The 25,989-nt window shown below is 72.0% G+C and carries 26 protein-coding genes; 12 read left to right on the plus strand and 14 right to left on the minus strand.

From position 1 onward, the window contains the following. Window positions 1–132 precede the first annotated feature (132 nt). From GXW83_RS25730 to GXW83_RS25770, 9 genes are all read right to left on the minus strand, one after another. Window positions 133–1,803, minus strand: a complete 1,671-nt coding sequence (locus GXW83_RS25730) for a hypothetical protein (RefSeq protein WP_182445456.1) — start codon at window positions 1,801–1,803, stop codon at window positions 133–135. Between the two features lie 222 nt (window positions 1,804–2,025). Then, on the minus strand, window positions 2,026–2,313 hold the full coding sequence (locus tag GXW83_RS25735) for a metal-sulfur cluster assembly factor (RefSeq protein ID WP_225447548.1): 288 nt from the start codon (window positions 2,311–2,313) through the stop codon (window positions 2,026–2,028). Between the two features lie 113 nt (window positions 2,314–2,426). After that, the gene (sufU, locus tag GXW83_RS25740) at window positions 2,427–2,882 is read right to left on the minus strand and encodes a Fe-S cluster assembly sulfur transfer protein SufU (protein WP_182445458.1); all 456 of its coding nucleotides are present in this window, start codon (window positions 2,880–2,882) and stop codon (window positions 2,427–2,429) included. 34 nt (window positions 2,883–2,916) lie between these two features. Then, window positions 2,917–4,170: a cysteine desulfurase gene (locus tag GXW83_RS25745; protein ID WP_304940987.1), complete on the minus strand. Its 1,254-nt coding sequence runs from the start codon at window positions 4,168–4,170 to the stop codon at window positions 2,917–2,919. 20 nt (window positions 4,171–4,190) lie between these two features. Next, a complete protein-coding gene (gene sufC, locus GXW83_RS25750) occupies window positions 4,191–4,955 on the minus strand; it encodes a Fe-S cluster assembly ATPase SufC (protein ID WP_182445459.1) in 765 nt (254 codons plus the stop codon). A 4-nt stretch (window positions 4,956–4,959) separates the two neighbouring features. Then, the gene (locus GXW83_RS25755; protein WP_182445460.1) at window positions 4,960–5,295 is read right to left on the minus strand and encodes a non-heme iron oxygenase ferredoxin subunit; all 336 of its coding nucleotides are present in this window, start codon (window positions 5,293–5,295) and stop codon (window positions 4,960–4,962) included. After that, window positions 5,292–6,530, minus strand: coding sequence for a Fe-S cluster assembly protein SufD (gene sufD / locus GXW83_RS25760; RefSeq protein WP_182445461.1), 1,239 nt, complete (start codon window positions 6,528–6,530; stop codon window positions 5,292–5,294). The genes GXW83_RS25755 and sufD overlap by 4 nt, the downstream gene beginning before the upstream one ends. A gap of 59 nt (window positions 6,531–6,589) precedes the next feature. After that, complete coding sequence (gene sufB / locus GXW83_RS25765; protein WP_182445462.1) at window positions 6,590–8,002, minus strand: Fe-S cluster assembly protein SufB; 1,413 nt, start codon at window positions 8,000–8,002, stop codon at window positions 6,590–6,592. After that, on the minus strand, window positions 7,999–8,748 hold the full coding sequence (locus tag GXW83_RS25770) for a metalloregulator ArsR/SmtB family transcription factor (protein WP_182445463.1): 750 nt from the start codon (window positions 8,746–8,748) through the stop codon (window positions 7,999–8,001). The genes sufB and GXW83_RS25770 overlap by 4 nt, the downstream gene beginning before the upstream one ends. 181 nt (window positions 8,749–8,929) lie before the next feature. Here GXW83_RS25770 and GXW83_RS25775 point away from each other — a divergent pair, with 181 nt between their 5' ends. The 7 genes from GXW83_RS25775 (at window position 8,930) to GXW83_RS25805 (ending at window position 15,529) form a co-directional block, all read left to right on the plus strand. Beyond that, window positions 8,930–9,865, plus strand: coding sequence for an ABC transporter ATP-binding protein (locus GXW83_RS25775; protein WP_182445464.1), 936 nt, complete (start codon window positions 8,930–8,932; stop codon window positions 9,863–9,865). Next, a complete protein-coding gene (locus tag GXW83_RS25780; protein ID WP_182445465.1) occupies window positions 9,862–10,626 on the plus strand; it encodes an ABC transporter permease in 765 nt (254 codons plus the stop codon). The genes GXW83_RS25775 and GXW83_RS25780 overlap by 4 nt, the downstream gene beginning before the upstream one ends. Window positions 10,627–10,829: 203 nt before the next feature. Continuing rightward, entirely contained in the window at window positions 10,830–11,984 is a 1,155-nt protein-coding gene (gene wecB / locus GXW83_RS25785; RefSeq protein ID WP_225447251.1) for a non-hydrolyzing UDP-N-acetylglucosamine 2-epimerase, read from the plus strand. Window positions 11,985–12,020: 36 nt separating this feature from the next. After that, window positions 12,021–12,197, plus strand: a complete 177-nt coding sequence (locus GXW83_RS25790) for a hypothetical protein (protein WP_182445466.1) — start codon at window positions 12,021–12,023, stop codon at window positions 12,195–12,197. Window positions 12,198–12,351: 154 nt separating this feature from the next. Continuing rightward, window positions 12,352–13,731, plus strand: coding sequence for a glycosyltransferase (locus tag GXW83_RS25795; protein ID WP_182445467.1), 1,380 nt, complete (start codon window positions 12,352–12,354; stop codon window positions 13,729–13,731). Window positions 13,732–13,832: 101 nt separating this feature from the next. Continuing rightward, window positions 13,833–14,801: a heme A synthase gene (locus tag GXW83_RS25800; RefSeq protein ID WP_225447252.1), complete on the plus strand. Its 969-nt coding sequence runs from the start codon at window positions 13,833–13,835 to the stop codon at window positions 14,799–14,801. A gap of 56 nt (window positions 14,802–14,857) precedes the next feature. Then, the gene (locus tag GXW83_RS25805; protein ID WP_182445468.1) at window positions 14,858–15,529 is read left to right on the plus strand and encodes a TMEM175 family protein; all 672 of its coding nucleotides are present in this window, start codon (window positions 14,858–14,860) and stop codon (window positions 15,527–15,529) included. A gap of 72 nt (window positions 15,530–15,601) precedes the next feature. On the opposite strand, the gene GXW83_RS25810 is transcribed toward GXW83_RS25805, so the two are convergent. Together GXW83_RS25810 and GXW83_RS25815 are read right to left on the minus strand one after the other, a co-directional pair. Then, the gene (locus GXW83_RS25810; protein WP_182445469.1) at window positions 15,602–15,970 is read right to left on the minus strand and encodes a hypothetical protein; all 369 of its coding nucleotides are present in this window, start codon (window positions 15,968–15,970) and stop codon (window positions 15,602–15,604) included. A gap of 88 nt (window positions 15,971–16,058) precedes the next feature. Next, the gene (locus tag GXW83_RS25815) at window positions 16,059–17,000 is read right to left on the minus strand and encodes a heme o synthase (protein WP_225447253.1); all 942 of its coding nucleotides are present in this window, start codon (window positions 16,998–17,000) and stop codon (window positions 16,059–16,061) included. A gap of 371 nt (window positions 17,001–17,371) precedes the next feature. Here GXW83_RS25815 and tkt point away from each other — a divergent pair, with 371 nt between their 5' ends. The 5 genes from tkt to pgl are packed head-to-tail and all read left to right on the plus strand — an operon-like array spanning window position 17,372 to window position 24,083. After that, window positions 17,372–19,447, plus strand: a complete 2,076-nt coding sequence (tkt, locus tag GXW83_RS25820) for a transketolase (protein WP_182445471.1) — start codon at window positions 17,372–17,374, stop codon at window positions 19,445–19,447. A 31-nt stretch (window positions 19,448–19,478) separates the two neighbouring features. Then, a complete protein-coding gene (tal, locus tag GXW83_RS25825; protein WP_182445472.1) occupies window positions 19,479–20,609 on the plus strand; it encodes a transaldolase in 1,131 nt (376 codons plus the stop codon). Window positions 20,610–20,629: 20 nt separating this feature from the next. Further along, window positions 20,630–22,177 (plus strand): glucose-6-phosphate dehydrogenase, encoded by a 1,548-nt coding sequence (zwf, locus tag GXW83_RS25830; protein ID WP_182447561.1) that lies wholly within the window; start codon window positions 20,630–20,632, stop codon window positions 22,175–22,177. Next, complete coding sequence (opcA, locus tag GXW83_RS25835; RefSeq protein WP_182445473.1) at window positions 22,174–23,304, plus strand: glucose-6-phosphate dehydrogenase assembly protein OpcA; 1,131 nt, start codon at window positions 22,174–22,176, stop codon at window positions 23,302–23,304. The genes zwf and opcA overlap by 4 nt, the downstream gene beginning before the upstream one ends. Then, on the plus strand, window positions 23,301–24,083 hold the full coding sequence (pgl, locus tag GXW83_RS25840; protein ID WP_182445474.1) for a 6-phosphogluconolactonase: 783 nt from the start codon (window positions 23,301–23,303) through the stop codon (window positions 24,081–24,083). Before opcA ends, pgl begins: the two co-directional genes overlap by 4 nt. 76 nt (window positions 24,084–24,159) lie before the next feature. On the opposite strand, the gene GXW83_RS25845 is transcribed toward pgl, so the two are convergent. From GXW83_RS25845 to tpiA, 3 genes are all read right to left on the minus strand, one after another. Further along, a complete protein-coding gene (locus tag GXW83_RS25845; RefSeq protein ID WP_255431329.1) occupies window positions 24,160–24,447 on the minus strand; it encodes an RNA polymerase-binding protein RbpA in 288 nt (95 codons plus the stop codon). Between the two features lie 355 nt (window positions 24,448–24,802). Continuing rightward, window positions 24,803–25,042, minus strand: a complete 240-nt coding sequence (gene secG / locus GXW83_RS25850) for a preprotein translocase subunit SecG (RefSeq protein WP_182447562.1) — start codon at window positions 25,040–25,042, stop codon at window positions 24,803–24,805. A gap of 142 nt (window positions 25,043–25,184) precedes the next feature. Beyond that, complete coding sequence (gene tpiA, locus GXW83_RS34465; protein WP_182445476.1) at window positions 25,185–25,988, minus strand: triose-phosphate isomerase; 804 nt, start codon at window positions 25,986–25,988, stop codon at window positions 25,185–25,187. Window position 25,989: the final 1 nt, after the last annotated feature.

Here is a 25,989-nt window from a genome sequence, read left to right on the forward strand (position 1 = left end):
GGTCACCGGCCGCGACGGCGACTGCGCCGGGGCAGCGGATCTGACGGCCCCGGCCGTGCTGCGGGGGCAGCCGGGCAGGACCGGCCACGGCAGCCGCGACCCCAACGGCGCCCCCGCCGGCGGCGGCGGTCGTCAGTTGTCCTGGGAGCCGGCGCGGGAGCGGGCCTTGTAGGCGGCCTTGCGGGCCTCCTTCGCGGTGGGCCGGTCGGGGTGGAGCTCGCCCACGGCTTCCAGCACCGCCGTGGTGTACGGGTGGTCCACCCGCCACAGGTCGGCGAAGAGCAGATCGATCTGCTGCCCCTCGGTCAGGTGCTGGATCAGCTCGCGGAAGAGGTCGTCCTGCGCCGAGGAGTCGATCAACTGCGCGGCCAGGGAGTCGATCTGGCTCCACAGCAGCACCGACCGGCTCAGCTCGGGGAGCCCCTGGGCGCCCCGGCCGAGCAGCCAGCCGGTGGCCATCCCGGCCAGCTCCGGATCGTCCAGCACCGCCCGTACGGACGGCTCGGCCGGCTCGCCCAGGCGGTCCAGCGCGACCAGGCAGAACATCCGGCGGACCGGCGCCACCACGTCGTTGCCGCGCGAGGCGGCCAGCAGCTCGGCGGCGGCGGCCTGCGGCTCGCGCCCGGCCAGCCACTCGCCGATCTCCTCCTCCGGCAGGACGTTGGCCGAGCCGCAGATGCCGGTGAGCAGCTCGACCGCGTCGCCGCGGGCGTGCTCGCCGACGAGCGGGGCGTCGTAGCCGTCCTCCAGCAGCCACTGGCGTACGCCGTGCACGCCGAGCGGGGTGAGCCGGGCCATGCCGAAGCGGGCGGCCTGCGCGGCGTCGGCCTCCGGGGTCGCGTCCGGGCCGCCGGGGGCACCGGCCTCCTCGGCGCCCTCGCCGCCCTCGGCCTCCTCGAACAGGGTGGGGTCGATCGGGCTGTAGTCGACCATGCCGATCCCGGCCAGGTCCTGCAGCATGGGGTCGAGCGTGACCATGACCGCGGTGATGTCGCCCAGCATCTCCTCATCCGGCTCCTGGCCGTCCGGGGTGACCAGCAGCGCGGCGAGCACGCCCAGTGAGACGGTCTGCTCGGCCTCGGTGGCGGCGAAGGCCCGGGCCTCGTAGAGCACCTGCAGGGCGTCGTCGAGCAGGCCCTGGGTCTCCTCGCGGTCCTCCTCCAGCTGCGCGTACTCGGCCTCGCTCTCGTCCTCGGAGACCTTCTCCGGGTCGTCCGGGACGCCGAGGTCGATCTCGGCCTCGACGGCGGTCCCGGCGACGATGGAGGCGGCGGTCTCCCACGCCTCCAGCACGGTGTCCGGGTCGGCGCCCTCGGGCGAGCCGAGGGCCTCCAGCCCGGTGCCGGGGCGGGCCACCTCTCCCTGGACGGCCTCGCCGTCGATGCTCTCGCCCTCGACCGCGTCGCCGACCTCGATCAGCTCCAGGTCCACCGCCAGCGACCAGGCGGCGGCGATCCGGCCCAGGGCGACGTCGGCGTCGCCGTCGTCCGGCACCAGGTCCAGCGCCAGCGCGGCCTGGGTCTCCAGCTCCGCGCCCAGCTCGCCCCACTGGTCGACCGGGCGGAACGGCGCGACCCAGCGGGCCAGCCGGATGGCGTCCGACAGCAGCGGCACCCGCAGCGCGGCCGCCGCCAGCTCCTCGCGCGGCAGCAGCCGCACCGGCGGTACGACGATCAGCTCGGCGTCCTCGTCGTCGACCGGGTCCTCACCCCTGGCGACGGCCCCGTACAGGGTCTCCAGGTCGACGTCGGCCGGGAGCGATCCCGCCGAGCTGTCGTTCTTCTTACGGCTCGAACCCGCCATGGCCGTGCTCTCCCTCACCGGTCCCGCGAGGCGGCGGTACCCGCCGTCGCGCTCTGCCCGACGACACTATCCCGCACCGGCTCTCCGGCGGGGCACTGTCGCGCCGGACGCGTCGCCGGTCGGCGGCGGCCCCGGGCAGGACCGGACGCCGGGCAGGACGACGCCGCGCCGCCCGCCCCGGAGCGGGGGCGGACGGCGCGGCGCGGTGCGGCGGAGCCGCGGTCAGACGTTGAAGCCGAGGGCGCGCAGCTGGTCGCGGCCGTCGGGGGTGATCTTGTCCGGGCCCCACGGCGGCATCCAGACCCAGTTGATCTTCAGATCCTGGACCAGGCCGTCGGTGGCGGTACGGGCCTGGTCCTCGATGACGTCGGTCAGCGGGCAGGCCGCCGAGGTGAGCGTCATGTCGATGGTGGCCACGTCCGACTCGTCGATGTGGACGCCGTAGATCAGGCCCAGGTTGACGACGTCGATGCCCAGCTCCGGGTCGACGACGTCCAGCAGCGCCTCCATCAGGTCGTCCACGGCGACGGTGCCCGCCGTGGTGCCGACGAAGGTGCTCTCGGCCTCGCTCCCGGCGGCGGCAGCCGCCTCGGCCGGGGCCTGCTCGCTCTGCGCGGTGTCGCTCATGCGCTCTCCTTGACGGGTGTGTCGGCCAGCGCCTGCGCGGTGGCGTCCTTCCAGGCCATCCAGCTCAGCAGGGCGCACTTGACCCGCGCCGGGTACTTGGAGACGCCGGCGAACGCGATCGCGTCCTCCAGCACCTCCTCGTCGCCCTCGGACTGGCCCTTGCTCTGCATCAGCTCCAGGAACGCCTCCTGGATCCGCTGCGCCTCACCGACCGGCTTGCCCACGACCAGGTCGTTCAGCACCGAGGCGCTGGCCTGGCTGATCGAACAGCCCTGCGACTCGTACGAGACGTCCGCGACGGTGCCGCCGTCCAGCCGCACCCGCAGGGTGATCTCGTCGCCGCAGGTCGGGTTGACATGGTGCACTTCGGCGTCGCCGTCGCGCAGCCCCTTGCCGTGCGGGTGCTTGTAGTGGTCCAGGATGATCTCCTGGTACATGGAGTCCATCTTCATCGCGTCGCGCCTCCTCTCTCGACCAAAGCTCCGGCTATCCGAAGAAGTTGCGGACCTGGTGCAGGCCCTGGATCAGGGCGTCCACCTCCGCCTCCGTGGAGTACAGGTAGAACGACGCCCGCGTGGTCGCCGGAATTCCGTACCGCAGGCAGACCGGCCGGGCGCAGTGGTGGCCGACCCGGACGGCGACGCCCTGCTCGTCCAGCACCTGGCCGACGTCGTGCGGGTGGATGTCGCCGAGCGTGAAGGAGATCGCCGCGCCCCGGCCCTCGGCGGTGTCCGGGCCGATGATCTTCAGCTCGGGCACCTCCCGCAGCCGCTCGATCGCGTACTCGGTGATCCGGTGCTCGTGCGCCGCGACCGCGTCCATGCCGACCGCCGTGAGGTAGTCGATGGCCGCGCCCAGGCCGACGGCCTGCGAGATCGGCGGCGTGCCCGCCTCGAACTTGTGCGGCGCCGGGGCGTAGGTGGAGGAGCTCATCGAGACGGTCTCGATCATCTCGCCGCCGCCCAGGAACGGCGGCAGGTCCTCCAGCAGCTCCTGACGGCCCCAGAGCACGCCGATGCCGGTGGGGGCCAGCATCTTGTGCCCGGTGAAGGCGACGAAGTCGGCGCCCAGCGCCTGCACGTCCAGCACCATGTGCGGCGCGGCCTGCGAGGCGTCGATGACCACCAGCGCACCGACGTCCTGCGCGCGCCGGACGATGGCCTCGACCGGGTTGACCGTGCCCAGGATGTTGGACACCAGGACGAACGAGACGACCTTGGTCCTCTCGGTGATGACCTCGTCGATGGTGGACAGGTCGAGCCGGCCGCCGTCGGTGAGGCCGAACCACTTCAGCTTCGCGCCGGTGCGCTGCGCCAGCAGCTGCCACGGGACGATGTTGGAGTGGTGCTCCATCTCCGTGATCACGATCTCGGAGTCGGGGCCGACCCGGTAGGGCTCGTCGGCCCAGCCCAGCATGTTGGCGACCAGGTTGAGCGACTCGGAGGCGTTCTTGGTGAAGACCACCTCGTCCCGGCTGGGCGCGTTGACGAAGGACGCGACCTTGTCGCGGGCGCCCTCGTACAGCGCCGTGGCCTCCTCCGCGAGCGTGTGCACGCCGCGGTGGACGTTGGCGTTGTGCTGCTCGTAGTAGGCGCCCATGGCGTCGAGCACCTGACGGGGCTTCTGCGAGGTGGCCGCGTTGTCCAGGTAGACCAGCGGCTTGCCGTCGTGCACCAGCCGCTGCAGGATCGGGAAGTCCTTGCGGATGGCGTCGACGTCCAGCGGGGCGGGCACGGTCAGGCCGGGGCGGGGGGTGTGGATCACTCGGACGCGCCACCCTTCGCGTACTTCTCGTAGCCCTCGTTCTCCAGCTCGTCGGCCAGCTCCGGGCCGCCCGACTTGACGATCTTGCCGGCCGAGAAGACGTGCACGTAGTCCGGCGTGATGTAGCGCAGGATGCGGGTGTAGTGGGTGATCAGCAGGGTGCCGACCTCGCCGGTCCCGCGCACCCGGTTGACGCCCTCGGAGACCACCCGCAGCGCGTCCACGTCCAGGCCGGAGTCGGTCTCGTCCAGGATGGCGACCTTGGGCTTGAGCAGCTCCATCTGCAGGATCTCGTGGCGCTTCTTCTCGCCGCCGGAGAAGCCCTCGTTGACGTTGCGCTCGGCGAAGGCCGGGTCCATCTGCAGGCTGGCCATGGTCTCCTTGACCTCCTTCACCCAGGTGCGGAGCTTGGGTGCCTCGCCGCGGACGGCGGTGGCGGAGGTGCGCAGGAAGTTGGAGACCGACACGCCGGGGATCTCCACCGGGTACTGCATCGCCAGGAAGACCCCGGCCCGGGCGCGCTCGTCCACGGTCATCGCCAGGACGTCCTCGCCGTCCAGGGTGACCGTGCCGCTGGTGACCGTGTACTTGGGGTGCCCGGCCAGCGAGTAGGCCAGGGTGGACTTGCCCGAGCCGTTGGGGCCCATGATGGCGTGGGTCTCACCCTGCTTCACGGTGAGGTCGACGCCGCGCAGGATCTCCCGGGGGCCGGTCTCGGTCTCGACGGAGACGTGCAGGTCGTTGATTTCAAGGGTTGCCATGGGCTCAGGACTCCTGGGTGACGGAGACGAGCACATCGTCCCCTTCGATCTTGACGGGGTACACGGGGACGGGGCGGGTGGCCGGAAGCCCGGAGGGCCTGCCGGTGCGCAGGTCGAAGGTGGACCCGTGGAGCCAGCACTCGATGGCGCAGTCCTCCACCTCGCCCTCGGAGAGGGAGACGTTGGCGTGCGAGCAGATGTCATGGATGGCGAAGACCTCGCCCTCCGTGCGCACCAGCGACACCGGGACTCCGCCGACCTCGACCCGCTTGGGCGTGTCGGCCTCCAGCTCGCTCAGTGCGGCGACCCGCACGTAGCCCTGCGTGGTTTCCGTGGTCATGCGACCGTCGCCTCCAGCTCGGCGTCGATCGTGGCGATCAGCCGCTCCTCCAGCTCGGGCAGGCCGATCTGCTGCACCAGTTCGGCGAAGAAGCCGCGCACCACCAGGCGCCGGGCCTCGTCGGCGGGGATGCCGCGGGACTGGAGGTAGAACAGCTGCTCGTCGTCGAAGCGGCCGGTCGCCGAGGCGTGGCCGGCGCCGACGATCTCGCCGGTCTCGATCTCCAGGTTGGGCACCGAGTCCACCCGGGCGCCGTCGGTGAGCACCAGGTTGCGGTTGAGCTCGTAGGTGTCGGTGCCCTCGGCGGCGGCGCGGATCAGCACGTCGCCGATCCACACGGCCCGCGCGTCCCGCCCCTGCAGCGCGCCCTTGTAGGCGACGTTGCTGCGGCAGTGCGGGGTGTCGTGGTCGATGAACAGCCGGTGCTCCAGGTGCTGGCCCGAGTCGGCGAAGTAGACGCCGAACAGGTCGGCCTCGCCGCCGGTGGAGCCGTACACCACCCGCGGGTGCAGCCGGACCAGGTCGCCGCCGACGGTGACCACCACGGACTTGAACGAGGCGTCCCGGCCGATCAGCGCGGTGTGCTGGGCGACGTGGACGGCGCCGTCCTCCCAGTCCTGGATGGAGACCACGGTGAGCTTGGCGCCGTCGCCGATCAGGTACTCGACGTTGGCGGCCAGCACGGCGTCGCCGGTGTGCTCGATGACGACCGTCGCCTCGGAGAACGCGCCCAGCTCGACGACCTGGTGGCCGTAGGCGGTGCCGCCCTGGCCGTGCACGGCGATCCGGATCGGCTCCGGCAGCCGGGTGTCGCGCGGCACCGAGACCACCCCGGCCTGCTCGAAGGCGCTGAACGCCTGGGCGGCGACCCGGTCGACCGGCTTGCCGGCCTTGCCGACGCGCGGGTCGGAGCGCTCCACCAGCTCCACGACCACCCCGGCGGGCGCGCTGACGTCCACCTTGACCGCGTCCGCGTCGGCCTTGGCCGAGCCGTCGTGCAGGCCGCGCAGGCGGGCCAGCGGGGTGAACCGCCAGTTCTCCTCGCGCCCGGTGGGGACGGGGAAGTCCTCGACGTCGTAGGAGGCGACGGCGGCGAGCCGGGCGTCCACCGGGTGGGCGGCGGCTTCCTCGCGGCCGGTGCCCGGCCCGGCCAGCTGCGCTCCGGCGCCGGCCGTGCCGACCTCGATCGATCCGGCCGTGGTCGAGCCGCCGGGGGTGTTTGAGACCTCAGCCATAGCTGATGAACTGCTCTCTTTTCGTAACGGACGTCTGGTTGCGAAAGGGGGGCGGGCCGTCAGCCGACCGAGCCCTCCATCTGCAGCTCGATCAGCCGGTTCAGCTCCAGGGCGTACTCCATCGGCAGCTCCTTGGCGATCGGCTCGACGAAGCCGCGGACGATCATCGCCATCGCCTCGAACTCGGTCATGCCCCGGCTCATCAGGTAGAACAGCTGGTCGTCGCTGACCTTGGAGACCGTCGCCTCGTGGCCCATGGAGACGTCGTCCTCGCGGACGTCCACATAGGGGTAGGTGTCCGAGCGGGAGACGGTGTCCACCAGCAGCGCGTCGCAGAGCACGTTCGACTTGGCGCCCTTGGAGCCCTCGCCGATCTCGATCAGCCCGCGGTAGGAGGTCCGGCCGCCGCCGCGCGCCACCGACTTGGAGACGATGTTGGACGAGGTGTTGGGCGCCATGTGGACCATCTTGGCCCCGGCGTCCTGGTGCTGGCCCGCACCGGCGAAGGCGATGGAGAGGGTCTCGCCCTTGGCGTGCTCGCCCATCAGGTACACGGCCGGGTACTTCATGGTGACCTTGGAGCCGATGTTGCCGTCGACCCACTCCATGGTGGCGCCCTCGTACGCGACGGCGCGCTTGGTCACCAGGTTGTAGACGTTGTTCGACCAGTTCTGGATGGTCGTGTAGCGGCAGCGGCCGCCCTTCTTCACGATGATCTCCACCACGGCGCTGTGCAGCGAGTCCGAGGAGTAGATCGGGGCGGTGCAGCCCTCGACGTAGTGGACGTAGGCGTCCTCGTCGACGATGATCAGCGTCCGCTCGAACTGGCCCATGTTCTCGGTGTTGATCCGGAAGTAGGCCTGCAGCGGGATCTCCACGTGCACGCCCTTCGGCACGTAGATGAACGAGCCGCCGGACCACACGGCGCTGTTCAGCGAGGCGAACTTGTTGTCGCCGACCGGGATGACGGTGCCGAAGTACTCCTGGAAGATCTCCGGGTGCTCCTTGAGGGCGGTGTCGGTGTCCATGAAGATGACACCCTTCGCCTCCAGCTCCTGGTTGATCTGGTGGTAGACCACCTCGGACTCGTACTGGGCGGCGACGCCGGCCACCAGGCGCTGCTTCTCCGCCTCCGGGATGCCCAGCTTGTCGTAGGTGTTCTTGATGTCCTCGGGCAGGTCCTCCCAGGACTCCGCCTGCTTCTCGGTCGACCGCACGAAGTACTTGATGTTGTCGAAGTCGATGCCGGTGAGGTCCGAACCCCAGGTCGGCATGGGCTTCTTGGCGAACAGCTTGAGGCCCTTGAGCCGCAGGTTCAGCATCCACTCCGGCTCGGACTTCTTCGCCGAGATGTCGCGGACGACAGCCTCGGACAGGCCGCGCTTGGCGGCGGCGCCCGCGGTGTCGGGGTCGGACCAGCCGAACTCGTACGTTCCCAGGCCTTCAAGCTCCGGGTGAGCGGTCGTGGTCATGCGGGGTTCCTCCCGGAGACTTCGGTGGTGGCGGCGGATGGCGGTACGGCGGGGGCGGGCACGAAGGTGGTGCAGACCCCGTCGCCGTGGGCGATGGTGGCCAGCCGCTGCACATGGGTGCCCAGCAGCTGCGAGAAGACCTCGGTCTCGGCCTCGCAGAACTGCGGGAACTGCTCGGCGATGTGCGCCACCGGGCAGTGGTGCTGGCAGAGCTGCTCTCCGAGGGGGGCACGCCGCACCGTGGCAGCGTACCCGTCGCCGGACAGCGCGCCGGCGAGCGCCTCGGTGGGGGTGGACTCGCCCGGCTGGGCGGCCTCGGCGATCTCGGCGCGGTAGCGGTCGGCGTCCTTGGCCAGCCGCGAGCGGGCGAAGGCGGCCAGCGCCTGCCGCCCGGCCTCGCCGCCCCCGGCCGCCTCCGCGAGGAAGCGCAGGGCGTCGGCGGCGAGCTGGTCGTACGCCTGGTAGAAGGCGTCCCGGCCGGAGTCGGTGAGCGCGAAGACCTTGGCCGGACGGCCCCGGCCGCGGTGCCCGTACACCTTCTGCTCACGGGCGGTGACCAGCCCGGCGGCGAGCAGCGCGTCCAAGTGCCTGCGGACGGCCGCCTGGGTGATGCCGAGGCGGTCGGCGAGGTCGGCGGCGCTGCTGGGGCCGTGGTCCAGGATGGAGCGGGCCACCCGGTCGCGTGAGGGCACGGGGCCGTGGGGGGCCGCGGGTACGGCCTCCTGGCTCTCATTCCGCTCACGCATGTTTTTCACAACGCCATTGTTGCGTAATTCATTCCATGCCGACAACTCCCCGGGAAGCCGCCCCCTGTCTGATCGGTCACTAAGGATTACCTAACTTCACCTGCGCTTTTGCTGAATTCCGCAGACGCGCACATCCTCCCCGGCGCACCGGCGGCCGCGCCCGCTTCGTAGACTCGCCCCCATGCACTCCGATGCCGCAGAGGCCGCAGTCGAGATCAGGGGCCTGGTCAAACGCTACGGCGACAAGACCGCCGTGGACGGGCTGGACCTCACCGTGGCCCGTGGCGCGGTCACCGCCGTGCTCGGCCCCAACGGCGCGGGCAAGACCACCACCGTCGAGACCTGCGAGGGCTACCGCCGTCCCGACGCCGGCACCGTCCGCGTCCTCGGCCTGGACCCGGTCGCCGACGCCGCCCGGCTGCGCCCGCGGATCGGCGTGATGCTCCAGTCCGGCGGCATCTACCCGGGCGCGCGCGCCCTGGAGATGCTCCGGCACACCGCCCGGCTGCACGCGCACCCGCTGGACGTGGACGCCCTGGCCGAGCGGCTCGGCCTCGGCTCCTGCGGCCGGACCGCCTACCGCCGGCTCTCCGGCGGGCAGCAGCAGCGGCTGGCGCTGGCCATGGCCGTCGTCGGCCGACCGGAGCTGGTCTTCCTGGACGAGCCCACCGCCGGGCTCGACCCGCACGCCCGCCACGCCACCTGGGAGCTGGTCCGCGACCTGCGCGCGGACGGCGTCGCCGTGGTGCTCACCACCCACCACATGGACGAGGCCGAGCAGCTCGCCGACCACGTCGCCATCGTGGACGCCGGCCGGGTGATCGCCGAGGGCAGCCCGGACCAGCTGTGCCGGTCGGACGCCGGCAACACGGTCCGCTTCCGCGCCCACGCCGGGCTGGACATCGCCTCGCTGCTGAAGGCGCTGCCCGACGGCAGCAGGGTCAGCGAGCCCGCCCCCGGCAGCTACCTGGTCGAGGGCGCGGTCGATCCGCAGCTGCTGGCCACCGTCACCACCTGGTGCGCCCAGTCCGGGGTGATGCCGGAGCGGCTCGCCGTGGAACGCAACACCCTCGAAGACGTCTTCCTCGAACTGACCGGACGGGACCTGCGCGGATGACCACCTACACCCCCCGGCCGGGCGCCGCGCCGATCGGCCGGATGCTCCGCGCGCAGACCGCGCTGGAGACCCGGATGCTGCTGCGCAACGGCGAGCAGCTGCTGCTCACCGTGGTCATCCCGAGCGTGCTGCTGGTGCTGTTCAGCGCCGTGGACATCGTCAGCACCACCGGCCCGGGGGCGCGGGTGGACTTCCTCGCGCCGGGGCTGCTGGCGCTGGCGGTGATGTCCACCGCCTTCACCGGCCAGGCCATCGGCACCGGCTTCGAGCGCCGCTACGGGGTGCTGAAGCGGCTGGGCGCCAGCCCGCTGCCGCGCTGGGCGCTGATGACCGCCAAGACGGGCAGCGTGCTGGCCACCGAGGTGCTGCAGGTGGCGCTGCTGTCGGTGATCGCGCTGGCCCTCGGCTGGCACCCGCACGGCGACCCGGCGGCGGTGGTGGCGCTGCTGCTGCTGGGCACCGCCGCCTTCTCCGGCCTCGGCCTGCTGATGGCCGGTACGCTGCGCGCGGAGGCCACGCTGGCCGCCGCCAACCTGGTGTTCGTCCTGCTGCTGCTGGCGGGCGGGGTGATCGTCCCGATGGCCAGGTACCCGGCCGGGGTCCGCCCGGTGCTGGAGGCGCTGCCGATCAGCGCGCTCTCCGACGGCCTGCGTACGGTGCTGCAGCAGGGCGCGGCCGTGCCGTGGTCGGATCTGGGCATCCTGGCGGCCTGGGCGGTGCTGGGGCTGGCCGCGGCCGGGCGCTTCTTCCGCTGGGAGTGACGGCGGGGCCTTGGAGGTGACGGTGCGGCCCTGGAGGGTGACGGCGGGGCCATGCCAATAGGATCATCACAATAGGGAAACGCTTTCTCCATAACTCCCGCGCACCGTGTTCGGCGCCAGGGCCCCGCCTCTAGCATCAGCGCAGTCGGGGGGACGCCCCCTCGCCTGCAGCTCCGATCCATGCCTAGCGGGGACGTACGTTCGTGCCACTCAACGATTCACCCCGCGACATCGCCGTCGTCTTCGGGACGCGGCCGGAGATCATCAAGCTCGCCGGGATCATCACCGAGCTCGACGACCGCGCCCGGATCGTCCACACCGGGCAGCACTACGACAACGCCCTCTCCAGCGCCTTCTTCGCCAACTTCGGCCTGCCCCAGCCGCACCTGCTGCTGGACGGCGCCACCGGCCCCTGGGGCCGCGGCCACCAGGTCGGCACCCTGATCGCCGAGCTCACCCGGGAGTTCACCCTGGCGCCGCCGCGCGCGGTCATCGTCCAGGGCGACACCAACAGCACCTCGGCCGGGGCGCAGGCGGCCCACTACTGCGGCATCCCGGTGGTCCACGTCGAGGCCGGGCTGCGCTCGCGCGACCGCTCCATGCCGGAGGAGATCAACCGCCAGGTCGTCGGCGTCATCGCCGACATCCACTGCGCGGCCACCCCCGAGGCGGCCGACAACCTGCTGGCCGAGGGCGTCGCCCCGGAACGGATCAGGATCACCGGCAACACCGTGGTCGAGGCCACCCTGCGCTCGCTCCCCCGCCCGGAGGCCGTGGACGCGCTGCTGGCCCGGCTGGACATCCCGGACGCCTTCGTCCTGGCCACCTTCCACCGGCCGGAGAACTCCGACGACCCGGTCCGGCTGGCCGCCGTCCTGGAGTCGCTGGCCGGCCTCGGACTGCCCGCCGTGGTGCCGCTGCACCCGCGCACCCGGGCCAAGATCAAGGAGTTCGGCCTGGAGCCGGCCGCCGAGCGGCTGTTGCTGGTGGAGCCGGTGGACCACCCGACCTTCCTCGCCCTGGCCGGCCGGGCCCGGCTGCTGGTCTCCGACTCCGGCGGCGTCCAGGAGGAGACCACCGTGCTGAAGAAGCCGCTGCTGGTGGTGCGCACCAGCACCGAGCGGCCCGAGGCCGTCCGCGCGGGCTTCGCCCACCTGGTCGAGCCCGGCCGCGAGCTGCTCACCACCGCGCGCCGCCTGCTCGCCGACGCCGGGCTCGGCGACCGGCTGGCCGCGACCGCCTCCCCCTACGGGGACGGCACCGCCTCGGTCCGGATCAGCGCCATCGCCCGGGCGCTGGCCGACGGAGCGCCCGTACCGGAACCGCTGCCCCAGCCGCTGTCGGCCACCGGCAGCTGAACCACACCCCCCACCAGATGAACTGAGAGGAGCACCATGTACGGAACCGCAGGCAAGGGTGCCGTCGGCGCAGGCGCAGTCCTCGGCGGCGCGCAGCTCGCCGACACCGGCTTCGGACTGCCCGGCGTCGCCATCACCGTGCTGGCCGTGGGCCTGGTCCTGGCCGGACTGCTGATGATGCGTTCGGCCCGGGTCGCCCGCGCCAAGCGCTGACCGCGCCCGCAGCACCCGCGCACCCGCGCACCCGCGCACCGGGCCCGACCGCACTGGCGGTCGGGCCCACCGCTCCCCCAGGCCCGCCCCGGCGGCGCCCGCGGCGTTCCGCACCACCCCCACCCGCCGGAACCTGATCTGGAAGTACCAGCCCATGACCGCCCCCGCCTCCTCCGGCCTGCTCTCCCTGGTCTCCCAGATCACTCTGGTCCTCAGCTTCCTCTTCCCGCTGTACCTGGTCGGCCTGGTGCTCCCGCTGCTGGTGCGCCGCAGCCGCCGACCCGGCCGGGCGAGCGACTACGACTGGCACCTCTTCGTCCCCTGCCGCGACGAGGAGGCCGTCATCGGCCAGACCCTGGAGTACCTGCGCGCCGCCTGCCCGACCGCGCACATCTGGGTGATCGACGACGACTCCGACGACGCCACCGGCGACATCGTCCGCTGGGCCGCGCAGCGCGACCACGGCATCCACCTGGTGCAGCGCCGCCGCCCGGAGGCCCGGCAGGGCAAGGGCGAGGCCCTGAACGCCGCCTACCGGATGCTCAACGCCTGGCTCCCGCCCGGCGCCGACCGGGCCCGCACCATCGTCGGCGTGTTCGACGCCGACGGCCGCCCCGAGCCCGGCTGCCTCGACCACGTCGCCGCCCGGCGCTTCCTGGGCCGCCCCGAGGTCGGCGGGGTGCAGATCGAGGTGCGGATGATGAACCGGGTCGAGCACCGCCCGCACCCCGACGCCGGACGCCTGCGCAACCTCTACGCCCGGCTGCTGATACGCATGCAGGACCTGGAGTTCCGCGCCCCGGTGGCCGCGCTCCAGCACGCGCGCAAGACCTCCCGCAGCGTCTGCCTCGGCGGCAACGGCCAGTTCGCCCGGCTGTGTGCGCTGGACGACCTCACCGCCGCCCGCGGCCGCCCCTGGACCGGCCGGCTGCTGGAGGACTTCGAGCTGGGCATGCACCTGCTGCTGGCCGGCTGGATCAACAGCTTCTGCGCCGACACCTACGTCGAGCAGGAGGCGCTGTTCGACACCAAGCGCTTCCTCACCCAGCGCACCCGCTGGGCCCAGGGCGTGATGCAGTGCCTGCGCTACATCGGCTCGGTCTGGCGCTCCGACCTCATCCCCAACCTCGGCTTCCTGGAGCTGACCTTCTTCCTGGTCCAGCCCTGGCTGCAGCTGCTGGGCGCACTGCTGTACCCGATCCCGATGATCGCCCTGCTCACCTCGTACGCCCGGCACCCCGGCACGGCCGCCACGTACCTCGCCTCCGGCGGCTGGCGCGGACTGACGCTCTACGTCGCCATGGCCTTCGGCCAGTTCGTCATCTGGGGCCCGATCTACCGCCGCAAGTGCGAGCCCGAGAGCGGCTTCTGGCGCGCCCTGGGCTGGGGCTTCGTCTACCCGGTCTACCTGTTCTCGCTGTACGTGGTCTCCTGGCGCGCGGTCGGCCGCATCGTCATGGGCCGCAACGGCTGGGCCAAGACCCGCCGCAACGCGGAACGCGCGGTCACCGGCCCGGTCGCCAAGGAGGCCTGACCGGCGGAGCGGGGACGCGCGGCGCGGGCCCGGGGCGGCCCGGTTCGCGCCCGGTCGGACCCTGGGCGAAGATCCGTAACCGGGCAATCTACGATGATTCGGTGCGTACTCCCTTCTCCCTCCTCGCCGAGCGGGTCACCGTCCCCGACCGGGTGATCCGCTGGACCGCCCTCGCCACCCTGGTGGCCAGCGTGCTCATCGTGGTCACCGGCGGCGCGGTCCGGCTCACCAGCTCCGGCCTGGGCTGCCCCACCTGGCCCACCTGCACCGGCGGCGACCTCGCGCCCACGGCGGCCATGGGGATCCACGGGATCATCGAGTTCACCAACCGGATGCTCACCGACGTCGTCTGCGTGGTGGTCGGCCTGGCCATCATCGCCGCTCGCTGCGGCAGCCCCTGGCGGCGCAGCGTCTCCCGGCTCGGCTGGGCCCAGTTCTGGATCATCGTCGTGGACGCCGTGCTCGGCGGCATCACCGTGCTCACCCACCTGAACCCGTTCGTGGTGGCCGTGCACTTCCTCACCTCGATGCTGCTGATCCTCACCGCGCTGGCGATGTGGCAGCGCGCCCGCGAGGGCGACGGCGAGCCGGTGCGCACCGTCGGCCGTCCGATCCAGCACCTGTCCCGGCTGACCATCGCGGTCACCGCGCTGCTGATCGTGGCCGGCACCCTGGCCACCGGCACCGGCCCGCACTCCGGCGACGGCACCGCGGTCAAGCGGATGCCCTTCGACTGGGAGAAGGTCACCCAGTTCCACGCCGACTTCGCCATGGTCACCATCGGCCTCGCGCTGGCCATGGTCTTCGTCCTGCTGGCCGTGGACGCCCCGCACCAACCGCGCAGGCGCGCCCGGGAGTTCCTGGTGGTGCTGCTGGCCCAGGCCGTCATCGGCTTCGTCCAGTACTTCACCCACCTGCCAGAACTCGTCGTCGGCGTCCACCTGCTGGGCGCGGCCCTGGTCTGGGTCGCGGTGCTGCGACTGCACCTGTCGCTGCGCACCCGCCCCGAGCCCGGCGCCCTCACCCGCCCGCCCGGCATCGAGACCATGGCCGACCTGGCCGCCGTCTGACCGCGCCCGCCTGCGCCCCGGCGGGCGGTCGAACCGCTGTGCCATCATGGTCCGCCATGAGCACCCTGACGGAGGAGCAGGTCAACGAGCGGGAGACCGGGCGGCTGTTCGGGCTGTCCGACGGCGTGTTCGCCATCGCCATGACCCTGCTCGCGCTGGACCTCCAGGTGCCGGACCTCCCGAGCGGGCACGCGAGCGACCACGCACTGACCAAGGCCCTGCTCGCCCTGGGCCCGCGCTACCTGGCCTTCGGGCTCAGCTTCTACGTGATCGCCGGTTACTGGCGCCGCCACAACGCGGAGATGCGCACCGTCCACGCCGGCCACCCGGCCCTGCTGGCACGCACCATCCCGCTCCTGCTGCTGGTGTGCACGCTCCCGTTCGCCACCGGCCTGCTCGGCAGGTACGGCTCGCAGGACGGCATCGCCATCGCCGTCTACGCCGGGGTCAACATCCTCGCCACGGTCTCCCTGCTGCTGATCCGCCACGAGGCCCGGCTCCGCGGCCTCTCCCGCGACGCCCGCCCCCACCCGAGCGAGCTGGAGATCTGGTTCGACCTCGTCGCACTCGTCCTGGCCGTGCCCTCGGGCTACCTCTTCCCCCGCCACGGCATCGTGGTCCTGGTCGTCCTGATGGTCATCAGCGGCATCGCCGGCGCCCTAACCACCCGCCACCGCACCACCCCCACCACCGACGCACCCGAAACCGTCCCCGCCCCGGCCGCCTGACCCTCCCGGGCAACTTCCCATCCCCTGGGCGGACTTGCGGCTGCCTTCGGCCGGCTCCGGGCGGGGTGGGGGTCAGGCGGCGGGGGTGTGGGGCTGGGTGCCGCCGAGTTGGAGGCCGGCCATGCGCTGCCACTCGTAGGGGCTGGTGCGGACCTTGAGGGCGAGGTCGCCGTCGAAGGCGTCGTGCAGGGTGATGCCGGAGAGTTCGGCCGCGCGGGTGGCGACGGCGGGGGTGGGGGCGACCTGGTCGCCCCAGGCGCCGTCCGCGCCGACCAGGACGATGCGGGTGGAGATCCGGCCCACGTACTCCACCACGCCGTCGGCGCTGCCGCCGTGCGCGGCGGCGAAGGCGCGGATGTGCTTGGCGATGCGCTTGGCGCGGCGCTCGTCGCTCGCGGAGGCGGACGAGGCGGCCGGGGCGGTGGGGGTCTCTTCGCTCATGCCGCTGATGCTACCGAGCGGTAGCCCGGTTGACGACAGCGACCCGGTGTGCTGCGTGGCACACCGGGTCGCAGAGAGCGGCAGAGGGCTACTTGAGGAAGGGGTCGATGGCGATCTCGACGAACAGCAGCGTCAGGTAGGTGATCGACCAGTGGAACAGCCGCATCTCCTTGAGCTTGGCGCCGACCACCCCGGCCTTGGCGCGCGCCAGCAGCCCGTGCGCCTCCTTGAGCCAGAGCGCGCCCAGCGCCACCGCCGCGACCGGGTACAGCCAGCTGGTGTGGCCCAGTGGCCACAGCGCCAGCGACACCGCGACCATCACCCAGCTGTAGACCACGATCTGCTTGGCCACGGCCTCGTTGGTGGCGACCACCGGCAGCATCGGGACGCCGGCGTTGATGTAGTCGTCCTTGACCTTCATCGACAGCGGCCAGTAGTGCGGCGGCGTCCAGAAGAAGATGACCAGGAACAGCACCACCGGCGCCCAGGACAGCGAGTTGGTGACGGCGGCCCAGCCGACGAACACCGGCATGCAGCCGGCGATCCCGCCCCAGACGATGTTCTGCGCGGTGCGGCGCTTGAGGCCCAGGGTGTAGACGAAGACGTAGAACAGCAGGGCGCTGAGCGCCAGCAGCGACGACAGCGGGTTGACCAGCAGCCAGAGCCAGACGGTCGAGCCGACCGCCAGCGAGATGCCGAAGACCAGGCACTCGCGCGGCGACACCATGCCGGTGACCAGCGGGCGCTGCTCGGTGCGGTGCATGAGCGCGTCGATGTCGCGGTCGATGTACATGTTGAGGGCGTTGGCGCCACCGGCCGACAGGTAGCCGCCGAACACGACCTCCAGCACCAGCAGCAGGTTCGGCACCCCGTGCTGGGCCAGGAACATCACCGGGACGGTGGTGATGAGCAGCAGCTCGATGATCCGCGGTTTGGTCAGTGCGACGAACGCCCCGGCACGGGCCGCAAACGGCCGGTGCCCGGGGTTCGCCTTGACCAGCCCGGCTGGGCGGGATTCGACGGCGGTCACGAACACCCCTGGTTGATGGAGATCCGCAGGCACCGGTCCTGGCGTTCCCGGGGCGGTCCTGCGCGTACCACGCCACCTTAGACGTTGCATATGTCCGCTCCTGCGCCGGGTCCTGGTTCAGGTAACCGTGTTGCCCCGTTCAGCGGGCGGACCGCTCGGCGATCCATCAGGCTGGCACCGTGCGTGTGGGTCCTTACGCCTCGGGCAGGTGCTCGGATGTCCGCTGGTTGGGCGGTCGCGGGGATGAGCGTACGCATGAGCGGTAGGCTCGATCCCGTCAAGCGGGTCAACGCTCTGTGACCAGGTCCGCCACCGTCGACGGTCCCCGGCCACCGGGTCGAATGACGAAACGGAAGGAGCCCTGATTCAGGGTGAGTACGACGCCGAGCACTACCTTTGAGTGGACCGATCTCGACCAGCGGGCGGTGGACACGGTTCGCGTTCTGGCGGCGGACGCCGTGCAGAAGGTCGGGAACGGCCACCCGGGCACGGCCATGTCGCTGGCCCCGGCCGCGTACCTGTTGTTCCAGCGCTTCCTCCAGCACGACCCGGCGGACCCCGCGTGGACCGGCCGCGACCGTTTCGTCCTGTCGCCCGGCCACACCAGCCTCACCCTCTACATCCAGCTGTACCTGTCGGGTTACGGTCTGACCCTGGCGGATCTGGAGTCCTTCCGCACCTGGGGCTCGCTGACTCCCGGTCACCCCGAGCACGGCCACACCGCCGGCGTCGAGACCACCACCGGACCGCTCGGCCAGGGCGTCGGCAACGCGGTCGGCATGGCGATGGCGGCCCGCTACGAGCGCGGCCTGTTCGACCCGGACGCCGCCCCCGGCACCTCCCCGTTCGACCACACCATCTGGGGCATCTGCTCCGACGGCGACCTGGAGGAGGGCGTCTCCGGTGAGGCGTCCTCGCTGGCCGGCCACCAGAAGCTGGGCAACCTGGTCTTCCTCTACGACGACAACCACATCTCGATCGAGGGCGACACCGAGACCGCCTTCTCCGAGGACGTGCTGAAGCGCTACGAGGCGTACGGCTGGCACGTGCAGCGCATCTCGCAGGCGCCGAGCGGCGACTTCGACCTGGAGCAGCTGCACGCCGCGCTGGCCGCCGCCAAGGCCGAGACCGAGCGTCCCTCGATCATCGCCGCCCGCACCATCATCGCCTGGCCCGCGCCGAACGCCCAGGGCACCGAGGAGTCGCACGGCTCCGCGCTGGGCAAGGACGAGGTGGCCGCGACCAAGCGGGTGCTGGGCTTCGACCCGGAGAAGTCCTTCCAGGTCGCCGACGAGGTGCTGGCGCACGCCCGCGCGGTGGGCGACCGCGGGCGCGAGGCGCACGCCGCGTGGACCAAGCGCTACCAGGACTGGCGGACGGCCAACCCGGCCCGCGCGGCCGAGTTCGACCGCATCGCCTCGGGCGAGCTGCCCGACGGCTGGGAGAAGGCGCTGCCGGTGTTCGCGGCGGGCAAGGACGTCGCCACCCGCAAGGCGTCCGGCGAGGTGCTCAAGGCGCTCGGCCCGATCGTCCCGGAGCTGTGGGGCGGCTCGGCCGACCTGGCCGGCTCCAACCTGACGACCATCGACGCGAACTCCTCGTTCCTGCCGACCGGAAACCCGCTGCCGGGCGCCGACCCGTACGGCCGGACGATCCACTTCGGCATCCGCGAGCACGCCATGGGCGCGGTCATGAACGGCATCGTGCTGCACGGCAACACCCGCGTCTACGGCGGCACCTTCCTGACCTTCTCCGACTACATGCGCGGCGCGGTGCGGCTGGCGGCGCTGATGAAGCTGCCGGTCACCTACGTCTGGACGCACGACTCCATCGGCCTGGGCGAGGACGGCCCCACCCACCAGCCGGTCGAGCACATGGCCGCGCTGCGCGCCATCCCGGGGCTGAACATGGTCCGCCCCGCCGACGCCAACGAGACCGCGATCATCTGGGCCGAGGTGCTGCGCCGGCACGCGAGCAAGCCCGCCCCGCACGGCCTGGCGCTGACCCGGCAGAACGTCCCCACCTACGAGGCCAACCCGCTCGCCGCCAAGGGCGGTTACGTGCTGGCCGAGGCCGAGGGCGGCGCCGCGCAGGTCATCCTCATCGGCACCGGCTCCGAGGTGCAGCTGGCCGTCGAGGCCCGCGAGACGCTGCAGGCCGCGGGCATCCCAACCCGGGTGGTGTCCATGCCCTGCGTCGAGTGGTTCGAGGAGCAGGACCGCGCCTACCGCGACACGGTGCTGCCGCCCGCGGTCCGCGCCCGGGTCTCGGTCGAGGCCGGGATCGCGCTGACCTGGTACCGCTACGTCGGCGACGCCGGACGCACCGTCAGCCTGGAGCACTTCGGCGCCTCCGCCGACTACCAGACCCTCTACCGGGAGTTCGGCATCACCGCCGAGGCCGTGGTCGCCGCCGCCCACGAGTCCCTCGCCGACGCCAACCGCTGAACCGCACACATTCCAGAGGAGAAGCACCACCATGACTGACGCTCTGAAGCGCCTCAGCGACGAAGGCGTGGCGATCTGGCTGGACGACCTCAGCCGCACGCGCCTGACCAGCGGCAATCTTGCCGACCTGGTCCGTGAGAAGCACGTCGTCGGGGTCACCACCAACCCGACCATCTTCCAGAAGGCCATCGGCGGCAGCAGTGACGCCTATGACCAGCAGCTGCGCGACCTCGCCGTGCGCGGCGTCACCGTGGACGAGGCGGTGCGGATGATGACCGCCGCCGACGTCCGCGAGGCCGCCGACGTGCTGCGCCCGGTCTACGACGCCAGCAACGGCCGCGACGGCCGGGTCTCCATCGAGGTGGACCCGCGGCTGGCGCACCACACCGAGGCGACCATCGCCGAGGCCCGCCAGCTGGCCTGGCTGGTGGACCGCCCGAACACCCTGATCAAGATCCCGGCGACCAAGGCCGGGCTGCCCGCCATCGCCACCGTCATCGGCGAGGGCATCAGCGTCAACGTCACGCTGATCTTCTCGCTGGAGCGGTACCGGGGCGTGATGGACGCCTTCCTGACCGGTCTGGAGCGCGCCCAGGCGGCCGGCCACGACCTGTCCCAGATCGAGTCGGTCGCCTCCTTCTTCGTGTCCCGGGTGGACACCGAGATCGACAAGCGGCTGGACAAGATCGACAGCGACGCCGCCCGGGCCGCCAAGGGCAAGGCCGCCGTGGCCAACGCCCGGCTGGCGTACGAGGCGTACGAGGCGGTCTTCAGCTCGGACCGGTGGAAGGCGCTGCAGGCCGCCGGCGCCAAGCCGCAGCGCCCGCTGTGGGCCTCGACCGGCGTCAAGGACCCGGCGTACGACGACACCATGTACGTGGTGGAGCTGGTCGCCCCCGGCACCGTCAACACCATGCCCGAGGCCACCCTGGACGCCGTCGCCGACCACGGCGTGGTCCGCGGCGACACGGTCAAGGGCAGCTACGCGGAAGCCAAGGCCGAGCTGGACGCCCTGGCCGCTCTCGGCATCTCCTACGACGACGTCGTCCAGCTGCTGGAGGACGAGGGCGTGGAGAAGTTCGAGGCGTCCTGGAAGGAGCTGCTCGACACGGTCTCCGCCTCCCTGCAGAAGTTCACCGTGAAGGGGGGCTCAGCCAAGTGAGCGACGACGCCTCTTCGGTGCTGGAGGAGGAGCCGGGCGAGGTCAGCGCCTGGCTCAACCCGCTGCGCGACCCGGCCGACCGCCGGCTGCCGCGCATCGCGGGCCCCTCCGGGCTGGTCATCTTCGGTGTGACCGGCGACCTGTCCCGCAAGAAGCTGATGCCGGCCGTCTACGACCTGGCCAACCGGGGGCTGCTGCCGCCGGGCTTCTCGCTGATCGGCTTCGCCCGGCGCGACTGGGAGGACGAGGACTTCGCCAAGGTCGTCCACGACTCGGTCAAGGAGCACGCCCGGACGCCCTTCCGCGAGGAGGTCTGGCAGCAGCTCGCCAAGGGCATGCGCTTCGTCCAGGGCGAGTTCGTGGACAACGACGCCTTCGAGAAGCTCCGCGAGACCATCGAGGAGCTGGACAAGGCCCAGGGCACCGGCGGGAACTTCGCCTTCTACCTGTCGGTCCCGCCCAAGTTCTTCCCGCAGGTGGTGGAGCAGCTCAAGGCGCACGGCCTGGCCGACCCGCCCAAGGGCTCGTGGCGGCGCGCCGTCATCGAGAAGCCCTTCGGGCACGACCTGGAGAGCGCGACCGAGCTGAACCGGGTGGTGCACTCGGTCTTCCCGCGCGACGAGGTCTTCCGGATCGACCACTACCTGGGCAAGGAGACGGTCCAGAACATCCTGGCGCTGCGCTTCGCCAACTCGATGTTCGAGCCGATCTGGAACCGGTCGTACGTGGACCACGTGCAGATCACCATGGCCGAGGACATCGGCATCGGCGGCCGGGCCGGGTACTACGACGGCATCGGCTCCGCGCGCGACGTCATCCAGAACCACCTGCTGCAGCTGATGGCGCTCACCGCCATCGAGGAGCCGGCCTCGTTCCACCCCAAGGCGCTGGTGGCGGAGAAGCTCAAGGTGCTCTCCGCCGTCAAGATCCCCCGGGACCTGGGGCGGCACACCGTGCGCGGCCAGTACACGCACGGCTGGCAGGGCGGCGAGGAGGTGCCGGGCTACCTGGAGGAGGAGGGCATCGACCCCGAGTCCACCACCGACACCTACGCCGCGGTGAAGCTGGAGATCAACAACCGCCGCTGGGCGGGCGTGCCGTTCTACCTGCGCACCGGCAAGCGGCTGGGGCGCCGGGTGACCGAGATCGCGGTCGTCTTCCAGCGCGCGCCGTACCTGCCGTTCGACTCCAGCGCCACCGAGGAGCTGGGGCAGAACGCCCTGGTCATTCGGGTGCAGCCGGACGAGGGCGTGACCATGCGGTTCGGCTCCAAGGTGCCCGGCACCTCGATGGAGGTCCGCGACGTCAGCATGGACTTCGCCTACGGCGAGTCCTTCACCGAGTCCAGCCCGGAGGCGTACGAGCGCCTCATCCTGGACGTGCTGCTGGGCGACGCCAACCTCTTCCCGCGGCACCAGGAGGTGGAGGCGTCCTGGCGGATCCTCGACCCGATCGAGGCGTACTGGACCAAGCACGGCAAGCCCGCCCCGTACGAAGCCGGCACCTGGGGCCCGGCCGAGGCGGACGAGATGCTCGCACGAGACGGTAGGAGCTGGCGCCGGCCATGAAGATCGATCTAACGGACACCACCTCCAGCAAGATCAACTCCGGGCTGATCGACGCCCGCCGCTCGATCGGCGCCGGGGCCGTCGGCATGGTCCTGACCCTGGTCATCGTCACCGACGAGGGCAGCGCCTACGACGCCCTGAAGGCGGCCGGGGAGGCCTCGCGCGAGCACCCCTCGCGCATCCTGGCCGTGATCAGCCGCCCGGGGCGCTCGCCCCGGGCCCGCGCCGAGGCGCGGCTGGACGCCGAGATCCGGGTCGGCTCCGACGCGGGCACCGGCGAGACGGTGCTGCTGCGGCTGCACGGCGAGCTGGCCTCGCAGGCCCAGTCGGTCGTCCTGCCGCTGCTGCTGCCGGACGCCCCGGTGGTGGTCTGGTGGCCCGAGAACGCCCCGGAGAACCCGGCCAAGGACCCCCTGGGCGCGCTGGCCCAGCGCCGGATCACCGACGCCGTCTCGGCGGAGTCCCCGGTCGCGCAGCTGGCGACCCGGGCGGTCACCTACAGCCCCGGCGACACCGACCTGGCCTGGACCCGGATCACCCCCTGGCGCTCCATGCTGGCGGCCGCGCTGGACCAGCGGCACGCCGAGGTCGAGTCGGCGGTGGTCGAGGGCGAGTCGTACAACCCCAGCGCGGAACTGCTCGCGCTGTGGCTCGCCAGCCGGCTGAAGATCGACGTCGACCGGGTGGTCACCGACGGCCCGGGGCTGACCGCGGTCCGGCTGCGGACGGCCGGCGGCGACGTCACGCTGGACCGCAGCGACGGCCTGCTGGCCAAGCTCTCCATGCCCGACCAGCCGGACCGGATGGTGGCGCTGAAGCGCCGCGACACGGCCGAGCTGATCGCCGAGGAGCTGCGCCGGCTCGACCCGGACGACATCTACGCGACCTCGGTCAAGTACGGCGTGGACAACCTGCACCAGGGCGCGGACGGTACGGAGACGGTCGAGGCCCCGGCGTCCGGGAGCCGGAAGAAGGCCCCGGAGAAGGCGTCGGAGAAGGGCTCGGACAAGTCCGAGGACAAGGCCGAGGAGAAGGCCCCCAAGCTGCCGCAGACCGGCCCGGTCGCCTCGGCGACCCGGACCAAGGCGGCGCCGAAGGCCGAGGGACGCAAGTCGGGCTCCTCATGACCGCCGCGCAGCTGGTCGTCCACCGCGACAAGGAGCTGATGGCGCAGGCCGCGGCGGCCCGGCTGATCACCCGGATCGTCGACGCGCAGTCCGCGCGGGGCAGCGCCTCAGTGGTGCTGACCGGCGGGCGCAACGGCAACGGGCTGCTGGCGGCGCTGGCCTCGTCCCCGGCCCGGGACGCGGTGGACTGGTCGCGGCTGGAGCTGTGGTGGGGTGACGAGCGGTTCCTGCCCGAGGGCGATCCGGAGCGCAACGACACCCAGGCCCGGGCGGAGCTGCTGGACGCGGTGGGGCTGGACCCGGCCCGGGTGCACCCGATGCCGGCGTCGGACGGCCCGGACGGCGACGACCCGGAGGCGGCGGCGGAACGTTACGCCGCCGAGCTGGCGAAGGCGTGCGGGCCCGGCGACCATGCCGGGGTGCCGTCCTTCGACGTGCTGCTGCTGGGCGTCGGCCCGGACACCCACATCGCCTCGCTGTTCCCGGAGCTCCCGGGCGTCCGCGAGACCGCGCTCACCGTCGTCGGTGTGCGCGGGGCGCCCAAGCCGCCGCCGACGCGGATCTCGCTGACCCTCCCGGCGATCCGGGCGGCCCGCGAGGTGTGGCTGCTGGCGGCGGGCGAGGACAAGGCCGAGGCGGTCGCCCTGGCACTGTCCGAGCCCGGCGAGATCCAGGCCCCGGCCTCCGGCGCGCGCGGTCAGCAGCGCACGCTGTGGCTGCTGGACAGGGCCGCGGCGGCCAAGCTCCCGCCGCAGCTCTACCCCCCGGCCTCGGCCTGACCGCGACGCCGACGGCCCCGCACCCCTCGTCGGGGAGCGGGGCCGTCGGCGTTCCGTACGGCTGTGCGGGCTGCGGCTAGACCTCGCCGCGGAGCTTGGCCAGGGCCTCGGCGAGGATGGCCTCGCCGTCGGCGTCGCTGCGGCGCTCGCGGACGTACGCGAGGTGCGTCTTGTACGGCTCGGTGCGCGGCGGCGCCGGGGGGTTCTCCTCGTCCGGGCCCGCCGGGAATCCGCAGCGGGGGCAGTCCCAGGTCTCCGGGATCTGCGCGTCGGAGGCGAAGGACGGACGGGTCTCGTGCCCGTTGGCACACCAGAAGGAGATCCGCAGCCGAGGGGCGGACTCGCCGCGCTCGGCCTCGCCCATGGGTCCTGCGCCGACCCTGCTGCCACGGATAGCGTTGCCACTTGCCACAGTGTGACTCCCTGCGTGATGGTGCAATGCGTAGGCCACCTGGGAGTTCCCCGCGCTGTGAAGCCCGGCCCCCGCGGTGTTCCGGCCGCCCCCGCAGGCTGTGGACCGCCGACGGGCACGTACCGGCCCACGGACCGCATGGGTACGCTCCGTGACCGGCACTGACGACAACAGCCACCATGATAGGCGGCCGGGCGACGCCCCGTCAGTTGTCACCCGGACGGGACGGCCCGAACCGCCCGGCCCAGCGGGCACGCTGGGCGGGCACGGCCGTCACCGGGCCTTCGTCAGCCCTTCTCGGCCTTCGTCAGCCGTTCTTGGCCTTCATCAGCAGCGACAGGATGACGATGCAGGCGAACCAGCCGACGCCCATGAAGATGGTGATGCGGTCCAGGTTGCGCTCGGCCACGGCGGAGCCGCCGCCGGTGGAGGACACGCCGCCACCGAACATGTCCGACAGGCCGCCGCCCTTGCCCTTGTGGAGCAGGACCAGGACGACCATCATCACGCTGAAGAAGATCAACGCGATCGAGAAGCCGAGGATCACGGCGGAACCAATCTCTTGTGTGGATGCTTGGCGTTGCTGCGGGTGGTGCGGGTGGTGCTCGGTGCTGCCGGCCCCGCGCGGCAGGGCCGGAGCAGCGGCACCCGCCACTGCTCCGGCCCTAGACTACGACGGGAAGGGTCCGTCAGCCTACCGCCTGGTCCCGGTAGCGGACGATCTTCACGAACTCCTCGGCGTCCAGCGCGGCCCCGCCGATCAGCGCGCCGTCCACGTCGGGCTTGGCCATGATCCCGGCGGCGTTCGAGGACTTCACCGAACCGCCGTACAGCACCCGGACCTTGTCGGCCAGCTCCTGGCTGTACAGCTCGGCCAGCCGGACCCGGATCGCGCCGCAGACCTCCTGCGCGTCCTCGGGGGTGGCCACCTCGCCGGTGCCGATGGCCCACACCGGCTCGTAGGCGACGACGATGGTCTCGGCGTCCTCCGCCTCGACACCCTCCAGCGCGCCGTCGAGCTGCGCCAGGGTGTAGGCGACCTGGTTGCCGGCCTTGCGGACGTCCAGGCCCTCGCCGACGCACAGGATCGGCGTGACGCCCCACTTGAAGGCGGCCTTGACCTTGGCGTTGACGACGGCCTCGTTCTCCCCGTGGTACTGGCGGCGCTCGGAGTGGCCGATGGCCACGTAGGTGCACTTGAGCTTGGCCAGCATGGGGCCGGAGATCTCGCCGGTGTAGGCGCCGGAGTCGTGCGCCGAGACGTCCTGCGCGCCGTACTTGATCTTCATCTTGTCGCCGTCGACCAGGGTCTGCACCGAGCGCAGGTCCGTGAACGGCGGCAGGACGGCGACCTCGACGGCCGCGTAGTCCTTGTCGGTCAGCGAGAAGTGGAGCTTCTGGGTGTGCGCGATGGCCTCGAGGTGGTTGAGGTTCATCTTCCAGTTGCCCGCCATCAGCGGGGTACGCGCGCCCGGGTTCGACACAGTGCTCATC

Origin of the sequence: Streptacidiphilus sp. PB12-B1b (assembly GCF_014084125.1) — a bacterium.
Taxonomy (GTDB): Bacteria; Actinomycetota; Actinomycetes; order Streptomycetales; family Streptomycetaceae; genus Streptacidiphilus.

Coding starts and splice junctions, on each gene's coding strand:
- GXW83_RS25730 (WP_182445456.1), bottom strand. CDS start 1,803: ATGGCGGGTTCGAGCCGTAAGAAGAACGACAGCTCGGCGGGATCGCTC.
- GXW83_RS25735 (WP_225447548.1), bottom strand. CDS start 2,313: ATGGAGGCGCTGCTGGACGTCGTCGACCCGGAGCTGGGCATCGACGTC.
- sufU (WP_182445458.1), bottom strand. CDS start 2,882: ATGAAGATGGACTCCATGTACCAGGAGATCATCCTGGACCACTACAAG.
- sufC (WP_182445459.1), bottom strand. CDS start 4,955: ATGGCAACCCTTGAAATCAACGACCTGCACGTCTCCGTCGAGACCGAG.
- GXW83_RS25755 (WP_182445460.1), bottom strand. CDS start 5,295: ATGACCACGGAAACCACGCAGGGCTACGTGCGGGTCGCCGCACTGAGC.
- sufD (WP_182445461.1), bottom strand. CDS start 6,530: ATGGCTGAGGTCTCAAACACCCCCGGCGGCTCGACCACGGCCGGATCG.
- sufB (WP_182445462.1), bottom strand. CDS start 8,002: ATGACCACGACCGCTCACCCGGAGCTTGAAGGCCTGGGAACGTACGAG.
- GXW83_RS25770 (WP_182445463.1), bottom strand. CDS start 8,748: ATGCGTGAGCGGAATGAGAGCCAGGAGGCCGTACCCGCGGCCCCCCAC.
- GXW83_RS25775 (WP_182445464.1), top strand. CDS start 8,930: ATGCACTCCGATGCCGCAGAGGCCGCAGTCGAGATCAGGGGCCTGGTC.
- GXW83_RS25780 (WP_182445465.1), top strand. CDS start 9,862: ATGACCACCTACACCCCCCGGCCGGGCGCCGCGCCGATCGGCCGGATG.
- GXW83_RS25790 (WP_182445466.1), top strand. CDS start 12,021: ATGTACGGAACCGCAGGCAAGGGTGCCGTCGGCGCAGGCGCAGTCCTC.
- GXW83_RS25795 (WP_182445467.1), top strand. CDS start 12,352: ATGACCGCCCCCGCCTCCTCCGGCCTGCTCTCCCTGGTCTCCCAGATC.
- GXW83_RS25805 (WP_182445468.1), top strand. CDS start 14,858: ATGAGCACCCTGACGGAGGAGCAGGTCAACGAGCGGGAGACCGGGCGG.
- GXW83_RS25810 (WP_182445469.1), bottom strand. CDS start 15,970: ATGAGCGAAGAGACCCCCACCGCCCCGGCCGCCTCGTCCGCCTCCGCG.
- tal (WP_182445472.1), top strand. CDS start 19,479: ATGACTGACGCTCTGAAGCGCCTCAGCGACGAAGGCGTGGCGATCTGG.
- opcA (WP_182445473.1), top strand. CDS start 22,174: ATGAAGATCGATCTAACGGACACCACCTCCAGCAAGATCAACTCCGGG.
- pgl (WP_182445474.1), top strand. CDS start 23,301: ATGACCGCCGCGCAGCTGGTCGTCCACCGCGACAAGGAGCTGATGGCG.
- GXW83_RS25845 (WP_255431329.1), bottom strand. CDS start 24,447: ATGGGCGAGGCCGAGCGCGGCGAGTCCGCCCCTCGGCTGCGGATCTCC.
- tpiA (WP_182445476.1), bottom strand. CDS start 25,988: ATGAGCACTGTGTCGAACCCGGGCGCGCGTACCCCGCTGATGGCGGGC.